Origin of the sequence: Marinomonas communis, assembly GCF_004363305.1 — a bacterium.
Classification (GTDB): Bacteria; Pseudomonadota; Gammaproteobacteria; order Pseudomonadales; family Marinomonadaceae; genus Marinomonas; species Marinomonas communis.
Genome location: NZ_SNZA01000005.1, coordinates 212,793 through 233,934 on the forward strand (window position 1 = coordinate 212,793; position 21,142 = coordinate 233,934).

17 protein-coding genes are annotated in these 21,142 nt (G+C 44.9%); 5 read left to right on the top strand and 12 right to left on the bottom strand.

Going from position 1 to position 21,142, the window contains the following annotated elements; translation table 11 throughout:
• Positions 1-63: 63 nt before the first annotated feature.
• The 8 genes from C8D85_RS14645 to C8D85_RS14680 form a co-directional block, all read right to left on the bottom strand.
• The gene (locus C8D85_RS14645) at positions 64-1,950 is read right to left on the bottom strand and encodes a methyl-accepting chemotaxis protein (RefSeq protein ID WP_133564073.1); all 1,887 of its coding nucleotides are present in this window, start codon (positions 1,948-1,950) and stop codon (positions 64-66) included.
• Between the two features lie 155 nt (positions 1,951-2,105).
• Entirely contained in the window at positions 2,106-2,420 is a 315-nt protein-coding gene (locus tag C8D85_RS18295) for a DUF3301 domain-containing protein (protein ID WP_133564075.1), read from the bottom strand.
• Positions 2,421-2,637: 217 nt separating this feature from the next.
• Positions 2,638-3,177, bottom strand: coding sequence for a flavodoxin FldB (gene fldB / locus C8D85_RS14655; RefSeq protein WP_133564078.1), 540 nt, complete (start codon positions 3,175-3,177; stop codon positions 2,638-2,640).
• 13 nt (positions 3,178-3,190) lie between these two features.
• Positions 3,191-4,066 (bottom strand): hypothetical protein, encoded by an 876-nt coding sequence (locus C8D85_RS14660; protein ID WP_133564080.1) that lies wholly within the window; start codon positions 4,064-4,066, stop codon positions 3,191-3,193.
• 91 nt (positions 4,067-4,157) lie between these two features.
• Positions 4,158-5,108 (bottom strand): AEC family transporter, encoded by a 951-nt coding sequence (locus C8D85_RS14665; RefSeq protein WP_133564082.1) that lies wholly within the window; start codon positions 5,106-5,108, stop codon positions 4,158-4,160.
• Between the two features lie 45 nt (positions 5,109-5,153).
• Positions 5,154-5,831 carry a response regulator gene (locus C8D85_RS14670; protein WP_055461375.1) on the bottom strand — a complete coding sequence of 226 codons (678 nt, stop codon included), beginning with the start codon at positions 5,829-5,831 and terminating at the stop codon, positions 5,154-5,156.
• Positions 5,832-5,847: 16 nt separating this feature from the next.
• Positions 5,848-7,254, bottom strand: coding sequence for an ATP-binding protein (locus tag C8D85_RS14675; protein ID WP_133564084.1), 1,407 nt, complete (start codon positions 7,252-7,254; stop codon positions 5,848-5,850).
• A gap of 138 nt (positions 7,255-7,392) precedes the next feature.
• A complete protein-coding gene (locus tag C8D85_RS14680; protein ID WP_133564086.1) occupies positions 7,393-9,156 on the bottom strand; it encodes a SulP family inorganic anion transporter in 1,764 nt (587 codons plus the stop codon).
• A 237-nt stretch (positions 9,157-9,393) separates the two neighbouring features.
• On the opposite strand from C8D85_RS14680, the gene C8D85_RS14685 reads away from it, so the two are divergent.
• Positions 9,394-10,110, top strand: a complete 717-nt coding sequence (locus tag C8D85_RS14685; RefSeq protein WP_133564088.1) for a YebC/PmpR family DNA-binding transcriptional regulator — start codon at positions 9,394-9,396, stop codon at positions 10,108-10,110.
• 99 nt (positions 10,111-10,209) lie between these two features.
• The gene (locus C8D85_RS14690; RefSeq protein ID WP_133564090.1) at positions 10,210-10,425 is read left to right on the top strand and encodes a DUF1289 domain-containing protein; all 216 of its coding nucleotides are present in this window, start codon (positions 10,210-10,212) and stop codon (positions 10,423-10,425) included.
• 5 nt (positions 10,426-10,430) lie between these two features.
• Here C8D85_RS14690 and C8D85_RS14695 read toward each other — a convergent pair whose 3' ends face one another.
• Positions 10,431-11,666 carry a glycosyltransferase family 4 protein gene (locus tag C8D85_RS14695; RefSeq protein ID WP_133564091.1) on the bottom strand — a complete coding sequence of 412 codons (1,236 nt, stop codon included), beginning with the start codon at positions 11,664-11,666 and terminating at the stop codon, positions 10,431-10,433.
• 143 nt (positions 11,667-11,809) lie between these two features.
• Between C8D85_RS14695 and fabV the strand changes: the two genes are divergently transcribed.
• Positions 11,810-13,012, top strand: coding sequence for an enoyl-ACP reductase FabV (gene fabV / locus C8D85_RS14700; RefSeq protein WP_133564094.1), 1,203 nt, complete (start codon positions 11,810-11,812; stop codon positions 13,010-13,012).
• Between the two features lie 100 nt (positions 13,013-13,112).
• Positions 13,113-13,709: a hypothetical protein gene (locus C8D85_RS14705; RefSeq protein WP_133564095.1), complete on the top strand. Its 597-nt coding sequence runs from the start codon at positions 13,113-13,115 to the stop codon at positions 13,707-13,709.
• A gap of 14 nt (positions 13,710-13,723) precedes the next feature.
• Here C8D85_RS14705 and C8D85_RS14710 read toward each other — a convergent pair whose 3' ends face one another.
• From C8D85_RS14710 to ubiG, 3 genes are all read right to left on the bottom strand, one after another.
• Positions 13,724-16,486: an insulinase family protein gene (locus C8D85_RS14710; protein WP_162847597.1), complete on the bottom strand. Its 2,763-nt coding sequence runs from the start codon at positions 16,484-16,486 to the stop codon at positions 13,724-13,726.
• A 142-nt stretch (positions 16,487-16,628) separates the two neighbouring features.
• Entirely contained in the window at positions 16,629-17,375 is a 747-nt protein-coding gene (locus C8D85_RS14715) for a YciK family oxidoreductase (RefSeq protein WP_133564314.1), read from the bottom strand.
• Between the two features lie 10 nt (positions 17,376-17,385).
• The gene (ubiG, locus tag C8D85_RS14720) at positions 17,386-18,114 is read right to left on the bottom strand and encodes a bifunctional 2-polyprenyl-6-hydroxyphenol methylase/3-demethylubiquinol 3-O-methyltransferase UbiG (RefSeq protein ID WP_133564099.1); all 729 of its coding nucleotides are present in this window, start codon (positions 18,112-18,114) and stop codon (positions 17,386-17,388) included.
• A 340-nt stretch (positions 18,115-18,454) separates the two neighbouring features.
• On the opposite strand from ubiG, the gene gyrA reads away from it, so the two are divergent.
• On the top strand, positions 18,455-21,142 hold the full coding sequence (gene gyrA, locus C8D85_RS14725) for a DNA gyrase subunit A (protein ID WP_133564101.1): 2,688 nt from the start codon (positions 18,455-18,457) through the stop codon (positions 21,140-21,142).

The following is a 21,142-nucleotide window of genomic DNA, read 5'->3' on the forward strand; positions in this document are numbered from 1 at the left end:
TTAGTTCCCAAAAAAACCGGCTAAGTATGCACTTAGCCGGTTTTTTTTATTGCGTTTGAAAATTTATTTAGTAGTGAAAACGCTGGTTTTCTTCTCAAGGGCTGATACTTGGTCATGAATATGACGCGTGTTGCCTTCGATGCTACCAATGTCAGAGCTGTCGCGTTGCAATTGTTGTGCGATACGGTCCATCTCTTCACTCATGTGTACAGCTGTTTTGGCAACTTCTTGAATAGAGTGCGCCATGTTCGCAGATGAAACCGAGCTGGTTTGAGCGTTCTGCTCAATTTCACGAATTGCCAATTCAGCCTTTTCACTAAACTCTTCAATGGAGCGAAGGTTTTCCTGACCACTGGTCATTGTGGTGATGGCGGTCTGTGTTGATGTTTGAATCGTACCAACGATATCTGTGATTTTCGCTGTCGCATCAACTGTCTTTTCTGCAAGTGAGCGAACTTCATCCGCTACAACCGAGAAACCTCGACCCGCTTCACCGGCACGCGCCGCTTCAATTGCAGCGTTCAGGGCAAGTAAGTTGGTTTGATTGGCCAGATCATTGATCATCGCGATGACGTTGTCGATGTCTTTAGACAATTGGCCAAGTTCATTGAGCTGTCGCCCAGTTTGATTTACCACTTCGATGGTTTGCCCAAGGTTTGATAATGCGCCTTTAATCGTTTCAGAGCCAAGCTTGGCTGATTCATAAGTGTTTTTAGATTGTTGGCTTAATTCATCCGTAGTATGTGAAATACTACTAATAGTGGTCGAAATCTGCTCCGTTGCAGCGGCTAAAGAATTGGTCTGTTCGCTTACGGAACGGTTACTATCAGCAATATTTCCTACCGCGCTATTAAGCTTGCTGACCATGTCGCTAACATCCCCCGTTGTATGAACAACATCACCTATGACTGAGCTTAGCCCTGTGGTCATTTCATTAACGGAGCCACAAAGGGAGTCGAATTCGTCATTACGTTTGTGGTTGATTGCGAGACGAGCCGTCAGATCACCACCTTTGACTTTACCTAGGTCGCGTATGATTTGGTTAAGGGTTTTATTAACACTTCGGCCTATACCCATCATCAATAAACCTGCGATAACAGCAACGATAATACTAACAACGATAACGCTGATGCTGGCTTGTTGTGATTGGGAGGCTGCTTGGGCTCTGGCATCCACTACCGCTTGTTTAAGAAGCTCTTGAGCCTGATTGGTAGCATTGTTGTACTGCTCTCGAAGTTGATCAAATGTGTCCTGAAGACTACTAAGATTTCCAACCACTTGACCGTAATCTTGTACTTTGGCGTAGTACGCTTTGACCACGTCACCAAATCGCTCTTCCAAACCAAAGTTAACAACACGTTGGTAAAACTTATTGTATCGGTCTTCAAAGATCTGTTTGTTTTCATCGGTAGGCTCAAACATAAAGTTCTTCTCTGCCTCACGAACGGGGAGGAACTCTTGTTTAACTAGGCTTAAGAATGAGACCTTCTCGATAACGTCTTCACCTAAAACGTTAATTTCGCCTTTCATACCAGAGTTGGCATTAAAGCCTAAAGCCTGATTTAAATTGACGAGTTCGGTCAGGGTGCTGGCGTATTGCTTTAACAACTCACCAATGGTGGTGAGTGCTGTGACAGCCTCTGCTTCTTGAACAGCTTGAGCATCTTGCTCAATGATGGCTGAGTAACGTTCTTCATTACTGTTTAATGTTTCTAGAAAAGAAGCGTAGCTTGTGTCATCTAAGCGATCAAGTTGTTGGTAAAGGGACATGTTTGCGATGACCAATGAAGATAGGTCATTTTGAACTTTTGTCATCACTTCGAAACGTTCGGACGCTTCGGTTTGCGCATTCATTCCACTTAATGCCACAAAAGTGACCACCACGAAGCCGAGCAAGCCACAGGCGAGTAAAATTGAGAGTTTGGCTCTAAAACTAAAATTTGCCAGCATTATGTCCACCTACGGTTATATTGTATTTATAGTTATTTTTAATACTTTAGTATGATTGTTGTACTTAGAGTATTTAGCCTTATGTAAGTTTTGTAAATAGCATAAAAGCGGGTTTATGCGATGTTTTTTAAAGCTTTGTATAAAAATAATACAATTCACATGGGATGAGGGTCGAAATGAATGCTGATTTGCTGCATGCCACGCATTTTAATTTCGCCTCGATAACGACCACTACCAGTTGAAGTGAAGTAAAAGCGGTAGCAGCGAACTACTTTAAATTGTCCTTTCTGAAAAGTAGGGCACCAGTAAGAGCCTTGTATGGCGCCATCAAGAAGTTGAACACCCAGCTGATCACACTGTCTCTTTACGCATCGTAAAGTATGTTCTCGAACTTTGAAGTGCTGCCAAATAACTGCGATAAAAACTATGAAAAGAAAAATTAGAAAAACATCTAGAAGGGATAGGTACATGCTATAAGATCACGTTGATTTTATAGAAAGCTTACAAAAGTTAAGAAAAAAAGAAAACACGCTTCCCCAAAAGCAGGAGAGAGAAAGGGGAAGCGCGTTTTATGCAGAAATTTAACCTTCGGTTAATCACTATTTACACTGATTTGGTCATTCGGGGCAGCGAATGAGTGGAAGCCAAACGAGTCGTGTGTAAAGTTGTGAGCCAGTCTATCTAACCTTAGGCGGCTGCCAGTGCCTGCTCTGCATAAAGTTGAATGACCCACTGTTCTACCCTTTGATCAGTTAGGTCAAATTGTTGGTCTTCATCGACAGCTAAGCCTACAAATTCAGTTTTGTCAGCGTTTGCTCCGCGAGAAGCCTCAAAATCGTAACCTTCTGTCGACCATTGTCCGATAAAGGTTGCGCCTGTATTCACCAGTTTTTCATGTAGCCATCCCATAGCGTCCACGAAATAGTCACCGTATCCGAATTGATCACCTAACCCGTAAAGCGCAATCACTTTGCCGCTAAGGTCTAATTCTGACAGGGCATCACCCACTTCTTCCCAGTCACTTTGGATGCCACCAAAGTCCCAAGTCGGAATGCCTAGAATCAAAAAATCGTATTCAAGTAGCGTACTTACATCAGAGTCTTTGATGTCGTGTAACTCAACAGCTTGATCAAGCTCAGCAAACTGTTGTTGAATCTTTTGGCCCACCATTTCGGTATTTGATGTGTCTGTACCGTAGAAAAGACCAATAGTATTTGTGTTGCTCATAGTTTCCTCAAAATTACTGCATACTGCCTAGTTGATGGCTCATGACACCAAATCTTTTAAGGCAGGCTTTTTCGATATCTTGTTTTGTCCAGCCAGTGTCAGCAGTGAGTCGATTTGCTAACGACAACCCTGAATGAGGTTGTGCCATGGCTTTACGGAAAGCGACTTCAATTTGATACTCGCCAACTGTCATTCCAGTGATCGCAGTGAAACCGATTTCTAAAGCGGTTTGAGTTAAGCCGATAGATTTGGCCATTTCTTCGCTTGATAAATAATGGTTTGCTTCAATCTGATTTTGCGCTGTAAACAGTTTCTTTTGGCAATCATCACATTGGCTAATATGGTGCTGGATCTGAATGTGCTCGACCGTTTGTAGCACAACATCATATAGCTTGCCGACTAGCACCAGTTGCTTACCTTGGCGGTGAATCAACTGATTAAAATCATTGGCCAGAGCTTGAGTCAAAGTCAGGTTGAGTGGTGCGCCTGTTTTATTACTGACGTGGCGCTGAAAAAAGTTTTGTACGTGCTCCACTTTTTCACCAGTAATGGCCGCAAGCTGATCCCAGCCGATATAGATTTGAGTCCAGCTGAAACAAGTCTTGCGGGTTACTTCCCAGTCAACCAATGCATCTTCGTAGACAGGTAACACCTGTACTGGCGATGCTTCTTGCAATTTGTGGTGTATCGTTGCTGTATCAAAAGTGATGTAAACACCAGCCTTCACTTGCTCTTGAATCACAACGGGTTGTAAAACGTGTAACTGTTGTTGGATGAAGTGCAGATCCTGCAGAGGCTTTAAAAGTTTCTGCTGGCCAGCAAGGTAAGAAGCGTAGATTGCATTTACGCAACCTGTCTCTTCAAATAAGTCTTTGGCCTGTAAGATCATGAGTAATCATCCGTTCATCGTGAGAATGATTACTATTTAAAAGCCTATTGAAATTAAATGCAAGTGCTTCTCATTTAAAAAATGAAAAAATTTACATTAAACCGACTGCACCCAGTAATGTGACACCAAGACTGGTGGTTAAGAGGGAAAAAATAGTCGTTAGTACTATGATATTTGCCGCTAATACAGCATTACCATTCATTGCTCTTGCCATGATGTATCCTGCAGAAGCCGAAGGCGAAGATGAGAGCAGAAACAAAATCCCTAACTCCATGCCTCTGAATCCCCACAAATACCCGCCAAGAGTTAATAGGAAGGGCATAAAGACCAGTTTGCCAATAGTCGAAATCATGGCTGGGCTAATGTCTTTTTTCAACGCATTAAAGCGTAATGACGCTCCAGCACATAATAATGCCAATGGCAGTGTCATACGGGCGAAGTAGTTGCCTGCTTGGGTCACGACATCAGGTAACGTCAAATTGACTTGTGAAGCGGCAAAGGCCACAACGATCGCGATGATGAGTGGATTTTTGGCGATTGCTTTCAACGAGTCTGTGACGCTCTTTTGAGCGTTCATAGAGCGGTTGATCGTAATCACAGCAAGAACGTTGTACAGCACCATGACGCCGCCAATGTAGATTGAGGCAATTGCTAGGGCATCATTACCATAGGCGTTGAGGCAGTATGCTAGACCAATAATCGCCATATTGGAGCGAAAAGCGCCTTGAACAACGATGCCTCGATCACTTTTATTGGCAACGGTTTTTCCAACGACCCATTCTAGTACTAAATAACCTAAAACGGTTGCTACAAGGGAGTAGAGCAGTAGTGGTAGGTGTGCACCAGGGTCTTTGCTATTTTGTGTGATGCTAATAAAAATTAAGGCAGGCATGGTGACGTTGAATACAAGCTTTGACGCCACTTCAACGAAGTTGTCGTTGATCATACCAATGCGTTCTAGTATGACCCCGACAATCAACACCAAAAAAATGGGGGCTGTGATGGAAATAGAGAATTCCACCACTGCTAAGAAATCGTCCATGTAACCTGCCTAATTTTTAAAGAGTGTACTGAGTTGTCGCGTTATTTAGTCGTTGTTTTCGAAACGGTAGCCAGCACCGTAAACAGAATGAATAACGTTAAGCTCAGGTGCCACAGCTGCGATTTTCTTACGTAGCTTTTTGATGTGACTATCAATCGTTCGGTCACTTACGACACGGCTATCTGTGTAAATACTTTTCATGATCAAGTCACGGCCAAATACACGACCTGGCTCCTTGATCAGAAGTTGTAGTAGCTGGAATTCTACTGTGGTTAGGTCGATTAGCTCGCCTTTGTATGTTGCACGTAGGCGGTCTGCATCTAAGTCGAAGCCGTCAGTTTTTGGTGCTTCAGTTTGGTCAAGCTCAACACGACGTAGGTTCGCTTTGACGCGAGCAACAATTTCGCGTGGACTGAATGGCTTACAAACGTAGTCGTCAGCACCCATTTCCAGACCAATTAGGCGGTCAATTTCTTCTGCTTTCGCTGTTACCATGATGATTGGCATGCCGCTAAACTGACGAACTTGTTTACATACTTCCACGCCATCTAGGCCAGGAAGCATTAGGTCAAGTAGCATCAAGTCTGCTTGGTTGTTCTTAAGGTAGTCAATGACTTGATCACCACGATCAATGTGATGATGCTCATAGCCAGCTTGCTCAAGATAAGCAGCCATCAGTTCGGCTAATTTTGGTTCGTCTTCAACAATCAGTACTTTACTCATGGTTATCGATTCCATATCAATTTAAAGGAAATTCTACTCGTATCCCAAGCCCGCCGTATGGCGAGTGGTAAGCGGTTATAGAGCCTTGATGCCCATCGACAATATTCGTACAGATGGCAAGGCCAAGGCCGCGCCCGCCTGTTGCACGATTGCGTGAGTTTTCCACGCGGAAAAATTGTTCGAAAATGTGTTTAATGTCTTCGTCAGAAACCCCCGGAGGTGTATCTTCCAGCAATACAACCGCTTTTTTACCTTCACGGGTTAATGTGACAGTAAGTTTACCTGGGGCATTTGTATACTTAAGCGTGTTATTCATTAAGTTTGCGAACAGCTGATGAAGTCTATCATCGTCACCATTGATCATAATGGGTGCTTTTTTCGCAATGACAAGCTCTAGTTCAATACCTGCTTCATCATATGGTAGTTGCATCGAGCTAACGGTCTGTTCGAGGATATCATTTAAACTTGCATCTTCCATGCAATAACTCAAACTGCCCATATCATGCATTGACAATTGGTTCAGGTCGTCGATCAATCGAGCGATATGAACGGCTTCTTGCTGCAAAGAGGCTAGGGAGTTATCGGAAACCTTTATAATGCCATCCTGCATCGCCTCGATTTCTCCACGCAAAATAGCAACAGGAGTACGCAGTTCATGAGCTGTATCGGCTACCCATTTTTTACGGGCATCACGCATGTGCTCAAGCGTTGATGCCAAATGGTTGAAGTCGCGGCCTAGGTCTGCCAGCTCATCTGAGCCTTTAATTTTAATACGTGTTTCGAACTCACCAGCAGATAATCGCTTGGTGGCTTGGCGAACAGTGCAAATAGGTCGGCTGAGCCATTGTGCTAAGGGCCAAGTCAACAGGGCTGCAATGGTCAACATGAATGCCGAAATAAGTAAGAAAGCTTCCCCTTGCTGGCGAACAAAACGCAGTGTTTGGTCTTGTACCAAAGCACGCATAGAACGTAAGCCGACATACCCGACTAATTGCTCATCTACCATGACAGCATGGGTTTCCGCATCGGCAAACTTTATGTCTCCAATAAGAGGTTGTTTGTCCTTACTGAACAGCAAAAAACGCTGTCGGTAATATTGAGATGGGTAAATTAGGTCTAAATTTGGTGTGCTTGGAGGCGGAATCAAGTCGCGAATGTTTTCGAGCTTCGCTTGCTGCCACTCTTTTTCTAAACGACTTTCTTGTACCAAGAAATACCAGTCGTCGTAGTAGATATAAAGGTTAGCGGTACGGTTTGCCATTTGTTGCAAGAAATCGCGATCTCGTTCTGTAGCATAAGTGACAAAGCCGCGGTCAAAGCTCCACTGGAATACTTGCCACATAGAAACAATTAGCAAAATGTTACTCAGTACAAAGACTAGAAATAACTTATGTCGTATCTGAAAACCTTTGATGCTTACCATAATCGCTTTTGCAACAGATTGCAGAACCTTAAAAACTGAATGAGAGTCTAGTTATACTATAGATATATTTTCTTCCTGACTATTCATCACCTCAGCAAATAATGAGGAGCAACTATTAACATTTGTATGCTAATAGCTCTAGCTTGATCTCAATAGTCTTTGACCTCGTTGTTTTCTTTCTGAGCATTCGGAGAAAATAGAATGCTCACACTGAGCACACTGAGATAAATTCATATCTCTTTCAATCTGTTTAATAGCAATACCTTTGCCGGGGTAGGTGTGGCGCGCGCCAACTTTATCTAGCACTCCAAATCGCTCTAAGCGTTCGAGCTGCCATAAATAGCGAACAACAAGGTGTACCTGAGTACCAGCCGCTTTTCTCTGATCAACCAGTTGCTTTAAAAAATGAGCTCCTTGCATATCAATGGCGGACAACCCTCGACACAAGATAATCCAATGCTCTTTGTGTGGATAGTCGCTTTCCAGCAATTGAAATTGCTTGTTCATATAGTCAACGGAGCCAAAATATAACGGCCCATCTAAGCGGATAAAATGAATTTGAGGGCAGGTATCTAGGTTGAAGTGCACGATATTATGAAAATAACGGCCTTCGTCTGTGGTCATGGGAGCAAGTAACCTGACATTAGGCTTTGCGGTTTGGTTTAAGAACAGAGCCAAACTTAACCCAACACCTACAAGAATGCCAAACTCCAAGCTGATGCCAATGGTGCTGAATAACGTAACTAGAGCAATGCTCAACTCAGCCCGACTGGTTTTGGCGTAGTGAATTAACTCTTTAAACTCGATTAGCCTCCAACCGACCAGAATAATAATGCCTGCCATGGCAGGGATAGGAAGGTGTGAGAATAAGGGAGCAATGAGGCTTAGAATCAACAGCAAAATAATGCTGGAGAAAATAATCGCTAGGGGCGTGCGAGCTCCGGCTTCGACATTAATTCCACTGCGGGTAAACGAGCCTGAACTCATGTAATTTGAAAATAAGCTACCCACCATATTGGACATCCCTTGCCCAACAAACTCTCGGTTCGTATCGATTTCTTGTTGGGTTTTTAATGCGATAGCTTTTGAGATCGATGCCGCTTCTAGCAGTCCGATAAGCGCCAATACCACAGCGCCAGGTGCTAACTCACGTAGTGTGTCGCCGGATAGCTCGATTAATGCAAACGGAGGAATGGCTTCGTGCAGCTCTCCAACCAAAGGCACGCCATTACTTCCCGCTTGCATCACGTAACCAAACACACTGCCGACGATTAGAGCTAGTAAGTAGTGTGGGAGTTTGCTGGAAATCTGACGAATGATGATGGCGGCAGCGATCGTGACCGCGCATATCGATAAAGAGTATAAATTTACGTGTGAGCCCACATGAAACAGAGCATTGATAAAACTTAGTAAGTTTTCAGGTCTGGGCAAGTTAGCTGTTAATGCATGCTGAACTTGGCTCAGCATAATTAGAAAAGCAGCACCGGTGATAAAGCCTACCATAACGGCGTGGGAGACAAAGTTGGTTAGGTTTCCAAGTTTGGCGAGCCCCAGGGCAAGCTGTATCACTCCTGCCAAAAAGGTAATTGCTAATGCCGCTTGGATGAATTCTGCAGATCCGGGTGTATATAAGCCTGATAAGGAAGAAAAGAGCAGTGCCGAAATGGCTGTAGCTGGGCCACATACCATATGCCAAGATGAGCCAAATAAAACCGCTATGATCGGTGCAACCATGGCGCTGTAAAAACCGTATTCGGCAGGTAGGCCCGCAATCGCGGCAAAGGCAATGCCTTGTGGAATAGACATCGATGCACAGGTAATTCCCGCAATAAAGTCCGCTTTTAAGGTTGAAGAATTAACCAAAGCTAACCAGGGAAACCATCGATGCAAAGATGAGGGCATAGGGACTCCGAAAGGAAGATTGTATTTAAATGACCTTTTAATAAAAGATAGCCTACCATGCTGGGCCAAGCTTTTGTTATGGGTAGGCAATTTCGACAATATTGTAAGGGGTTGACGTCGCTTTTGTCTTGGTAAAGCAGTATTTGGAAATGAAATCTTTCTAAGGGAGTTTCCTATCGCAGCGCTAAGCGTTAGAATTTCGGCTTTCTAAACGACTTAATAGAGTAGGAATATCTAATGGGCAGAGCCTTTCAGAACCGAAAAGAGTCCATGGCGAAAACCTCGGATCAAAAAGCCAAGGTTTACAGTAAATACGGACGTGAAATTTATGTATGTGCGAAATCTGGTGGTATTGACCCAGCGGGTAACCTAGCACTACGTAGCATGATCGAACGCGCTAAAAAGGACCAAGTACCAACGCACGTTATCGAAAAAGCCATCGACAAAGCCAAAGGTGGCGGCGGTGAAGACTTTGATACCGCACGTTACGAAGGTTTTGGCCCAGGCAACACCATGGTCATCGTTGACTGTCTGTCTGATAACCCAAACCGTACTTTCGGTGATGTTCGTACTTGTTTCAACAAAGTTAAGAGCAAGATCGGCACGCAAGGCAGTGTGTCTCACATGTTTGACCACTCTGCGATTTTTGTTTTCGCTTCAGAAGACGAAGATGCAGTGATGGAAGCATTGTTGGAAGCCGATGTTGATGTGTCTGATATTGAATCAGAAGACGGTAAAGTATCTGTATTCACTCCAAACACAGAATACGGCAAAGCACGTCAAGCGATTATTGATGCATTTGGCGAAGTTGACTTTGATGTGGATGAAATTCAATTTATCCCACAAATGACAACGGAAATTTCAGGTGAAGATGTTGAGCAATTCGAGCGCTTCCTTGATCTATTGAACGATCTAGACGACGTTCAACGCGTATACCACAACGCTGAATTCTAAAATTCAAAAAATAAACCTCGCTGTAAATGGCTGTCGTTTGACTCATTCTTTATAGCGAGGTTTTTTATTTTAGAAGCTTAGCGTTTACTGAGAAGAAAAATGAAAAACACCAATCGTCAGAAAGCGTCTGCTAAACAAAAGGCCGTACGCTCTCCTTGTATCAATGTCTGCAGTTTGGATGACAATGACCTTTGTATAGGTTGTTACCGTACTGGGCAAGAAATCAGTTACTGGGGGCGTATGACCTATAAAGAGCAGCTGGCAGTCATGGAAAAAGTCCGCCAGCGTGAAAGTGAAAGTGGGTTTGTGAGCTAGCCGTATTATTTTGTCTCGGTTTTTGCCTGTTGGTTTTTAAGGGTGATCCACTGAGACATATATTGAGTGCTTTTCATGGAGTGATGGCGTACCAATTTGCCTAAGAAGAAATTCTCTCTCAAACGCTCTTTCAGTTGTTGCTGAATGTTTAAGCGAGACACCAGTTTGTTCATCCAATCATCTTTATCATAACGCTGTTTAATAATAGCGTGGCCATTCTGCTGCATGAGTTCAAAGCTTTGTTGGTCTTGATAGAGACTTACTGACGCATTAACAAATTCCTCTACGTCATCTGTCACGATACCATTCCACGGCATACTGCCATGCATAGCTTCAGCGCCAACAGATGTAGTGATGCTTGGTGTGCCGACTTGCATGGCTTCTGCTAGCTTGCCTTTTATACCTGCGCCAAAGCGAATTGGGCTAAGCATGATGCGCGCATCTTCGATGACTTCAAACGCATTTTCCGCCCAGCCTTTGACTAAAAAGCCTTCTTTTTCATTATGAAGTTGGGTTGCTTTTGGTGGCGGGTATGAGCCGTAAATATTGAGTTTGGCATCGGGTAAATGTTTGCGAATTTTTGGCCAGTACACTTGTTTTAACTGAAGCACGGCATCCCAATTTGGCGCGTGTCTAAAGTTACCAATAATGACGAAGTCTTTTCGATCAGCGAAAGGTTTTGCTGTTAATGACTGTGTATCCAGCATAAATGGCAGGTGCATAATATGCGTCTCAGGCACACTAAACTCACGCTTTAAAAGCTCCGCCTCATATTCTGATATCATTAATGTAAGGTCGCTACGATAAATTGATGCAATCTCGCGAACGCCTAGATCGCTGTGCATATCCGATTGAACGAAAGGGCGACCTTGTTTAACCGCTGTGTGGCGTGCATCACGCAAGGAGTGTAAGTCTTCAGTGTTTAAAACACGTAGCGCGCTGGGGACATATTTCTCCACGCGCCAGCCGAACTGTTCTTCCATCATAAAGCGATCAAACACCACCATATCGGGATTGTAAGCCGCGATATAGTCGTTAAAGTTGTCATGGTTAAGCTCAATGTTCGCTGAGCTAACGCCAAACTGGGACAGGTCTTCCATATGTTCAGTGGTCTGTGCTGGTGACGCAAACTCTACTTTCCAATTTTGAGCGCGAAAGGTTTTGATGAGTTGCATCATACGGCTGCCCGCTGCGGAGGAATTTGGTTCAGGCCAAACATAGCCAATGATTAATGTTTTCATAGAAGACGAGTGATTGATCTATAGGGAAATAAAGAAAAGGGACAAGTATTGCTGGGTATTGTATCATGTGTGCCAACTTTGTGTTGCTGTGCGGTTAAAGGGTTCAGCAACATGCTATGGAAACATGACGTTGAGACTTAAATATGATCATTAAGCCGAAAATTCGTGGATTTATTTGTACGACAACTCACCCAACTGGTTGTGAGAAAAACGTTTTAGATCAGATTGCTAAAACGAAAGCTAACGGCGAAATTAAAAATGGCCCTAAGAAAGTATTGGTGATTGGTTCATCAAGCGGTTACGGCTTATCTTCTCGTATTGCTGCGGCATTTGGTTCTGGCGCTGCGACAATCGGTGTATTCTTCGAAAAACCTGCCACTGAGAAAAAGCCAGGTACTGCTGGTTGGTACAATGCTGCGGCATTCGACAAAGCGGCTCATGAAGCGGGTCTTTACGCGAAAAGCATTAATGGCGACGCATTCTCAAATGAAGCACGCGACAAAGTAATCGAGCTGATCAAAGAAGATCTTGGTGAGATCGATCTAGTGGTTTACTCACTAGCGTCACCTGTTCGTAAAATGCCTGAGTCTGGCGAAGTAATTCGCTCAGTACTTAAGCCAATCGGCGAACCATACCGTTCTACAGCGATTGATACCAACCGTGATGTGATCATCGACGCAGAAATCGAGCCAGCAACTGAAGAAGAAGTGGCGCAAACGGTTACTGTAATGGGTGGTGAAGACTGGGAACTTTGGATGTCTGCGCTTTCTGAAGCTGGAGTTCTAGCTGAAGGTGCACGTACGGTTGCTTACTCTTACATTGGTTCTGACATCACTTGGCCAATCTACTGGCACGGTGCCCTAGGTAAAGCAAAAGAAGATTTGGATCGCGCGTCTCAAGCAATTAATGCTGATCTTGCGAAGCAGGGCGGCGGTGCAAACGTAGCGGTACTTAAGTCTGTTGTAACACAGGCTTCTTCTGCGATCCCAGTAATGCCACTATACCTATCTATGGTATTTAAAGTGATGCGTGAGAAAGGTCTTCACGAAGGCTGTATGGATCAAATTTACCGTATGTTTGCTGAGCGCCTATACAACGACAACAACCCAGCTGAGTTGGTAGACGATAGTAATCGTCTGCGTCTAGATGACTGGGAGCTTCGCGAAGACGTGCAGCAGGCTTGCCGTGACCTTTGGCCACAAATCACAGACGAAAACCTATTTGCTGAAACAGATTACCAACTTTATAAAGATGAGTTCTTGAAGTTGTTTGGTTTCGGTGTTGAAGGTGTGGATTATGAAGCTGAGGTTGATCCTCAAGTTGAGTTTGATGTAATTACACTTTAAGACATTCGTTAACATGACGATAAAAAAAGGAGACCAATGGTCTCCTTTTTTTTGGTTTGGGTTTCTTCTATAGTGAGGGAACTGATTTTGGAGTGGTGCAATGTTCTCTGTAAGATATTCTTGGCTGGCGTTTTCATTGATTCATGTGAGTGGATCTTGGGCGCAGACAATTTATACCCAGCCTGTAGAGGTAATGTATGGGAACCAAGTGTACCGCGGTGAGCACCAAGTGGTGGTAAACTCTCCAGAAGCTGTCACCATTATCCCAGCTGAACAGCCTAAAAATATCAATTTGCCAAACATGGTTGTCTCGGCCAATCCCAACAAACTTTCTTATCTAGAAGAGTCTGCTATCGCCAAGCGTGAGCAGGAGATTTACCGTGAGGTAAATCGCCGTACAGAAGAGTCCCCTTTCACTGTATTGTTTACAGGACACATTCCTGAAGAAATTCAAAAGAAGCGTCTAAGTATGATGCCTGAGATCGGTATCTTTGGTGATCAGAAAGAAAAGCTTGAGCGGGATCAAGCTGAGCTAAATGGCGAGTCGACTGTCGCACCAGATGAAGGGGAGTTTAGTCAAGTAACGCCTGGGAATCTGGTGCAGCCACCGGTCGAGCCTGCTGAAGTGCCTGAGCAAAGGCAGGATCAAGCTGAGTTAACGAATGAGCAGAAGTTAGAGCAGCTGATTGGTGGTTAGAAGAGCCATTACCACTAATTTATAGTGATTGGCTTCCACCCACTTGTATCGTCCCATTGATTAGTGATCAGTAGGCGAGCGGCTTGGTTATTCTCAACTTTAACGCGCATGTAGGCCAAGAATTCCTCTTTTTTCATGGATTGTAAGGCATCAATCCAGTGTTGTCGGTCAGCAAAGTTTTGTTCTGGCTCGACAATGTGTGGCCATTCTTCAAGGGCTTGCTCTTTTAGATTGGTTGGTTGCTTTTGGTAGGCGGCAAGTACTGCTTGTCGAGCCTGCTCAAATGCCGTATCAGAAATGTCCTTATCACCCCATTTTCGTTCATCAATGAAGCGTTCGATTTCTTCTACTAGCACCTTGGTTGAAGTGTTGGGAGACTGGATCAGAAAACCTAAAGCAGGTGTTTTTTCAATGGTCTGATTGGTCACCGCGACGATGTAGCCGTACTGCTTCTCGGTGCGAAACTCGTTATAAAACTGTGCGCCCAGAAGTTGCGCGAGTATTCGAATGTAGCAGCGCTCTAAATAGGTGGCATTATTGTTGTCGGTGGCAATGAGGCTATATAGCACAACGCTGTCTGCGCTGCGGGTATTGAACTGGTATAAATAGTGCTGTTGCGCCTCAAAACTCTTCAGTTCAACATGGCGGTATGGGTGATCGTAGAGGCAGCTTTTGACAACCGACATTATGCGCTGTGACAAGTGTGTGGCAGCCTTTTCTTTAAAATTCCCCGTCATGTACCCAGCAAACTCAAAATGCTGCGAGTGTTGTTGGATAAACTGATTGATGTCCTCGATAGTGATTTGTGTAACCAGCTCTCGTAGTTCGCGTGTGGGAGCATTGCCTTGAATGGCGACTTGGCTAAAGTAATGTCTTGCTAGAGCGTAGGGTGGCTGACTCTCAAGGTTGTTTAGGCCTTTTAGGATGTCTTGTTTGGCGATGGCTAAGCGCTCAGATGAAGCTCTGAAATCAAGAAGCATCTCAACCAAAGAGTAAAAGAAGTCATCTTGTTTGTCGTTGTAGCCACTGGTTCGCAAGGTTAGACCGTTTCCGTGGGCATACAGTTGGTATCCCAATCCAGCCATGTAGGGTTGATAAGTGCTTTCGCTGGCTGCATCGTTAAACAGTTTTGCCCAAAGTTGTAACAATAAGCGGTCTTTGGTTGTTGGGTTTTCCAGAAAACCAAAATAACCAAAAATCATGCCGGTGGGCTTATTGTATTTGCTGTTTTGTTTGTGCCAAAAGTGGAAGCCAGGATCTGATGTAATGGGTCTAGCATCGGCCTGTTGAGACTGGCTGAGTACCTCAAGGTTTTCTGGCATAAATGGATTTGCTTCGGGTAAACCGAAAGAGCTTGATAGCTGGCTATTCTTTAATAGCGTTTTTACTTGAAAAGCGATGGTGCCGTTGGCGTAATGACCATTGTAAAGAGGTTCTATTTCCCAGCTAGGCGTCTTTGCCATCCAGTTCTCAGGGAACTGGCTAGGGTTGAGCCACTGAATGGTTAGGTTGTCTTGTGTTAGTTGCTTGAGTAAGTGCTTGATATCGCTCTCGTCAGCATGTTGAGTAATGTGGAAACTAGAGAGCAAATCATGGGCGCCAGCATCCAGGGCTCTACTGGACAGTATCTGCGATAGCTTCATTGGCTGGAGGTAGTCGTGGAAGTCGTAGTTGAGCGTACTTAGAGTTTTTGTTTCAGTTAGGTACTGTTGCGAGATGGGGGCAGATTTTAGGTTATTAATCGTTATGAATAGACGTTCTAGCACCTTCTCGCGCTGTGTAATGCCTTCATCGGTTAGTTTGATGGTGACGGTAAATAGGGCGTTTTTACCATCATCTTGATTTATACCTGCATGCAGCGCCTGAGCCCAATGATTCTGTTTGAGGTCGGCAAATAAGGAGTTTCTCGACTCATCGCCTAATACATAAGATAGATAGCGAGCTGGTTGCGAAGCGTGATTGTGGGTTTGGCTTGGTATTTGAAAAGAAAACTTAACCACGTTCTTTTCTGTGTTGGTCTTAAAGAACTGAATATTGCCTTGCTCTGTGCTTTTAAATTGCTCAGGTAGTGTTTTTTTAGGTTGGCTAGTATTTGGTTTAATGTCCCCAAAATAAGTGCGTGCGTAGGTTGCCAGTATCTCGATTGGTTGGTTGGCTGTCAGCGTCAGCATCATGTTATCTGGCGTGTAGTAGCCATGGTAAAGCTCCAATAGCTTGGCGCGAAGCTGATCTGCTTTTATGTTGGCTAACGTTTCTTTGTTCCCAACGGTAAATCGACTGCCAGGATGTTGTGGGTTTAGAAGCGTCTTGAAAGCTTGGTTGCTGCGTCTTTGCTCGTCGTCTAATTTTGCCCGGTATTCTGAATCCACAGCATTGATCTCTCTCTCAATATACTGAGGATCGAGAGTGGGGGTGATAAAAAATTGCGCGAATCGATCCAGGGCTTCAGGGTACGCGTCTGGTAAGACATCAAAGTAGTAATTGGTGACTTGGCTGCTGGTATAGGCGTTGTGGGTTCCGCCGTGCTGCCTAATAAAAGCTTGGTAAGCGTCAGCTTCAGGATATTTCTCGGTTCCAAGGAAAAGCATGTGTTCCAGTAAGTGCGCTAAGCCTAAGTGCTCGTCAGGATCCTGATAGCTGCCGACTTTGATGGCCAGTGCGGCAGCAGGCCTCTCTGCATTTGGGTCGTTAACTAAAATGGCGGTGAGTCCATTTTCTAGTGTGATGTAAGCGTAGGTGTGTTGGTCAGACTGACCTTTTCCTGGGATTGTTTGCATAGTGGAAGCGAGCGTGTTGAAGCTAAAGAAAATGGCGCTTACTAAGAGGACTGTAAGCTGTAATGATGCGCGTGTGAATAGAGTGATTTTCAGCATGAGAACAGGTTAGCGTGTTCTCATGCTGCAGTGCAAGATGGCTAGGTTATTTAGGTTGGGCATCAAGTGATTGGCCGTTAATATCTGCACTGTCGTTGCCCATTAAATAAAGATAGAGGGGCATAATGTCCAGAGGGGTTTTTAATGTGTTTGGGTCTTCCGCAGGGTAAGCGTGTGCTCGCATGTTAGTGCGGGTGCCGCCTGGGTTGATAGCGTTGACGCGGATGTTGGATATGTTTTCAAGCTCATCTGCTAGCAATTGCATCATGGCTTCCGTGGCGAATTTTGACACGGCGTATGCGCCCCAGTAAGCCTTCGCTTTTCGGCCAACACTCGAGGTTGTAAAGATAATGGAAGCCTTAGGTGCTTTCTGTAGTAAGGGTATCAAGGCTTGGTTTAATAGAAATGCTGCCGTGACGTTGACGCGCATGACCTGTTCAAAAGTGCTTGGTTCGAAATTTGCCAGCGGCGTTCGATCCCCAAGAATGCTGGCATTATGAAGGATGCCGTCTAAGCGCCCGAATTCAGTTTCAATGGTGTTGGCAAGCTCGATGTAATCATGCTCGGCTGCAGTATCCAAATTAAGTGGCACTATGGCTGCTTGCGGGTAGCCAAGACTTTCAATTTGATCGTAAACGGCTTCCAGTTTTTTAGTGGTGCGTCCAAGTAAAATCACGGTAGCACCGCAAGCAGCATAACTCAGTGCCGCCTGCTTGCCTATGCCGTCTCCGGCTCCAGTGACTAGGATAACTTTTTCTTTCAGTAAATCATTCGGCGCTTGATAGTCCAGCATCATAGGCCTCCTAGTTTTGCGTGGGCTTTTGCGTATGCATTAGGTAATTTACAGATACATCGCGTTCATTCAATTTATATACTTTCGTTAATGGATTATAGGTCATGCCAGTCATGTGAGTGACATCTAACCCAGCTTGGCGTGCAAAATTGCTCAGTTCAGCAGGTTGAATGAATTTTGCGTAATCATGAGTGCCTTTAGGTAGCATTCTTAGCACATATTCCGCACCAACAATGGCAAATAGATAGGCTTTCGGGTTGCGGTTAATGGTTGAGAAAAAGACGTGACCGCCAGGTTTGCAAAGTTTCATGCACGCGCGAATAACAGATGCAGGATCTGGGACGTGCTCTAGCATTTCAAGGCAAGTGACCACATCGTATTGCTCTGCTTCGCGCTCAGCAATTTCTTCCGCGGTAATGCGTTCATAATCAATGTTTAGGCCACTTTCTTCCTTGTGAAGGTTAGCAACAGCAAGGGGTGCTTCACCCATATCGATGCCTTTTACATCTGCGCCCATTTGAGCAAGCGCTTCTGACAGGATGCCGCCACCACAGCCTACATCAATGGCTTTTTTTCCGTGTAGTGATGCGCGTTCATTGATGTAGTTGGCGCGTAGGGGGTTGATGTCGTGTAGAGGTTTGAACTCACTGTTTTTGTCCCACCAGCGACTTGCAAGCGCTTCAAACTTTGCGACTTCGTCTAAATCTACGTTGGTGCTGTTGGTTTGGTTAGAGGTCATCTCTTAATCCTATTCTGTTAGGGCTACTGCAGTAACGTGTGGTTACTTCCTAGTATTCGTGCGAGTGTTGTTCTTTGGATCAACGCATTATAGCGATTATGTTCATGGCAACAAACTTTGCGTGCCCAAAGTTTGATGTGAAGGAACTTTTTTTCGATGATTTTTATGTGGCGGCTTTGGCTATGATTATGGTGAGCTCATAGTTCATTGATCGTTAAATAAAACCTCTATTGATGATGGGTGTTCACGAAATGCTTGTGGTATAATGCCGCGCTTACAAAAAGATGGCCGGAGCGGTCGTATTGTTATCTCGCTCCAAACATAAGGAACGGTAGTATCTATGGGTGAATTAGCCAAAGAAATTATTCCCGTCAGTATCGAAGATGAGCTGAAAGGTTCTTATCTTGATTACGCGATGAGTGTAATCGTTGGGCGTGCATTGCCTGATGTTCGAGATGGTTTGAAACCAGTTCACCGTCGTGTTTTATACGCGATGAATGAGCTTAAGAACGATTGGAATAAGCCCTACAAAAAATCGGCGCGTATCGTCGGTGATGTGATCGGTAAATATCACCCTCATGGTGATTCAGCTGTGTATGAAACCATCGTTCGTATGGCACAGCCATTTTCAATGCGCTATATGCTGGTTGATGGCCAAGGTAACTTTGGTTCGGTAGACGGTGACAGTGCAGCAGCAATGCGTTACACCGAGATCCGTATGGCGCGTATGTCGCACCATATGCTGATGGATCTGGAAAAAGAGACGGTTGATTTTGTACCAAACTATGATGGTACAGAGTTTATGCCGGATGTGTTGCCGACTCGTATCCCAGGCTTGCTGGTGAACGGCTCTGCGGGTATTGCCGTAGGTATGGCAACCAATATTCCTCCGCATAACCTAGGTGAAGTCATCGATGGCTGCTTAAACGTTATCGATAATCCAGAAGTCACCATCGATGAATTGATGGAGCATATTCCTGGCCCAGACTTCCCAACAGGTGCCTTTATTAATGGTCGTGCAGGCATTGTTGAAGCCTACAAGACTGGTCGTGGCCGCATTTACATGCGTGCTCGCCACCATGTGGAAGACATGGAAAAAGGTAATCGCCAAGCGATCGTCTTCACAGAGATTCCTTACCAGCTAAACAAAGCAAAAGTGATTGAAAAGATCGCTGAGCTGGTTAAAGAAAAGAAAATAGAAGGTATTAGCGAACTACGTGACGAATCTGATAAAGAGGGTATGCGTATCGTAATTGAGCTGCGTCGTGGTGAAAACCCAGACGTGGTTGTAAACAATATCTTCGCACAAACACAGTTGCAGTCCGTGTTTGGTATCAACATGGTTGCTCTAGTGGATGGTCGCCCAGAGCTATTGAACTTGAAACAAGTTCTTGAGTGCTTTGTTAAGCACCGCCGTGAAGTGGTGACTCGCCGTACTATCTTTGAATTGCGTAAAGCGCGTGAGCGCGGGCATGTTCTGGAAGGTTTGGCTGTAGCGCTTGCTAATATCGATCGTGTGATCGAATTGATCCGTCAATCGCCTACGTCTGCAGAAGCAAAAGAAAAGCTGATCTCAGAAACGTGGGAGCCTGGCAATGTCATGGCGATGCTTGAGCGTGCTGGTGCAGATGCATGTCGCCCAGATGATTTGGATGCCGCTTATGGTTTCAATGATGGTGTATACCGTTTGTCTCCAGAGCAGGCGCAAGCGATTCTTGATCTTCGCTTACACCGTCTAACGGGTCTTGAGCATGAAAAACTGCTTGGAGAGTACAAGTCTTTGATCGACTTGATCGCTGAGTTGTTGGAAATCCTTGGCAACCCTGATCGCCTAATGGAAGTGATTCGTGAAGAGCTGGAAGACGCTCGCGATCAATTTGGCGATGCGCGTCGTACAGAGATCCTGACATCCAAGCAAGATCTCACCATTGCTGACTTGATTGATGAAGCGCCAATGGTTGTGACGATTTCTGATACTGGTTATGCGAAAACACAACCGCTAGAAGAATACAAAGCTCAACGCCGTGGTGGCCGTGGTAAATCTGCATCGGGTATGAAGGATGAAGATCATATCAGTCACCTGTTGGTGACCAGCAGTCACGACACGGTCATGCTGTTCAGTAACTTCGGTAAAGTGTACTGGTTGCGTGTGTTTGAGATTCCTGTCGGTAGTCGTGCATCAAAAGGTCGTCCAATTGTTAACTTGCTGCCATTAGCGGAAGGTGAGCATATTTCGGCACTGTTGCCTTTGACTGCACCGGAGAAAACCGATGCGGACAGTGATGTTGATACAGAAGTAGACGAAGCGGAAGACGTTGCAGCAAGTAGCTACATCTTTATGGCGACTGCTAATGGTACTGTTAAGAAGACGGCGATGGAGCATTTCGCTCGTCCACGTTCAAGTGGTTTGATCGCGCTGAAGCTAGATGAAACAGATGCATTGGTAGGTGTTGCACAAACATCTGGCAATGATGACATTATGTTGGTTTCAAGCTCAGGCAAGACTATCCGCTTTAAAGAAACTGATGTGCGCCCAATGGGCCGTACAGCTGCCGGTGTTCGCGGTATCAAGTTGGCTGAAGAGGCGAAAGTGGTTTCTTTGATCGTGCCAAGTGCTGAGCAGGAAACAGCTGTACTGATGGCCTGCGAGAATGGCTACGGTAAGCGTACTATGATCAGTGAATTCCCTGTTTACGGTCGTGGTGGTCAAGGTGTCATTGGTATTCAAGTGTCCGAGCGTAACGGCCCAGTAGTGGGAGCAACGCAGGTTGAAGATACGGATGAAGTCATCTTGATTACGGACATGGGAACCTTGGTTCGTACCCGTGTTTCAGAAATTTCATGTCAGGGACGTAACACACAAGGCGTTACGCTTATTCGACTATCGAATGAAGAGCGTTTAGTGGGTGTGGAGCGTGTCGTAGAGGATGACGATGCAGAAGCTGAAGCCGAGTTGGTGGATGCTGATGTTGAAACAACCGATACAGCAGACGAACTTCAGAGTAATCCCCCAAGCTCTGAAGAGTAA

Bases quoted from the DNA above. Each gene is read 5' to 3' on its own strand.
- C8D85_RS14645 (WP_133564073.1), bottom strand. From the start codon at position 1,950: ATGCTGGCAAATTTTAGTTTTAGAGCCAAACTCTCAATTTTACTCGCC.
- C8D85_RS18295 (WP_133564075.1), bottom strand. From the start codon at position 2,420: ATGTACCTATCCCTTCTAGATGTTTTTCTAATTTTTCTTTTCATAGTT.
- fldB (WP_133564078.1), bottom strand. From the start codon at position 3,177: ATGAGCAACACAAATACTATTGGTCTTTTCTACGGTACAGACACATCA.
- C8D85_RS14660 (WP_133564080.1), bottom strand. From the start codon at position 4,066: ATGATCTTACAGGCCAAAGACTTATTTGAAGAGACAGGTTGCGTAAAT.
- C8D85_RS14665 (WP_133564082.1), bottom strand. From the start codon at position 5,108: ATGGACGATTTCTTAGCAGTGGTGGAATTCTCTATTTCCATCACAGCC.
- C8D85_RS14670 (WP_055461375.1), bottom strand. From the start codon at position 5,831: ATGAGTAAAGTACTGATTGTTGAAGACGAACCAAAATTAGCCGAACTG.
- C8D85_RS14675 (WP_133564084.1), bottom strand. From the start codon at position 7,254: ATGGTAAGCATCAAAGGTTTTCAGATACGACATAAGTTATTTCTAGTC.
- C8D85_RS14680 (WP_133564086.1), bottom strand. From the start codon at position 9,156: ATGCCCTCATCTTTGCATCGATGGTTTCCCTGGTTAGCTTTGGTTAAT.
- C8D85_RS14685 (WP_133564088.1), top strand. From the start codon at position 9,394: ATGGGCAGAGCCTTTCAGAACCGAAAAGAGTCCATGGCGAAAACCTCG.
- C8D85_RS14690 (WP_133564090.1), top strand. From the start codon at position 10,210: ATGAAAAACACCAATCGTCAGAAAGCGTCTGCTAAACAAAAGGCCGTA.
- C8D85_RS14695 (WP_133564091.1), bottom strand. From the start codon at position 11,666: ATGAAAACATTAATCATTGGCTATGTTTGGCCTGAACCAAATTCCTCC.
- fabV (WP_133564094.1), top strand. From the start codon at position 11,810: ATGATCATTAAGCCGAAAATTCGTGGATTTATTTGTACGACAACTCAC.
- C8D85_RS14705 (WP_133564095.1), top strand. From the start codon at position 13,113: ATGTTCTCTGTAAGATATTCTTGGCTGGCGTTTTCATTGATTCATGTG.
- C8D85_RS14710 (WP_162847597.1), bottom strand. From the start codon at position 16,486: ATGCAAACAATCCCAGGAAAAGGTCAGTCTGACCAACACACCTACGCT.
- C8D85_RS14715 (WP_133564314.1), bottom strand. From the start codon at position 17,375: ATGCTGGACTATCAAGCGCCGAATGATTTACTGAAAGAAAAAGTTATC.
- ubiG (WP_133564099.1), bottom strand. From the start codon at position 18,114: ATGACCTCTAACCAAACCAACAGCACCAACGTAGATTTAGACGAAGTC.
- gyrA (WP_133564101.1), top strand. From the start codon at position 18,455: ATGGGTGAATTAGCCAAAGAAATTATTCCCGTCAGTATCGAAGATGAG.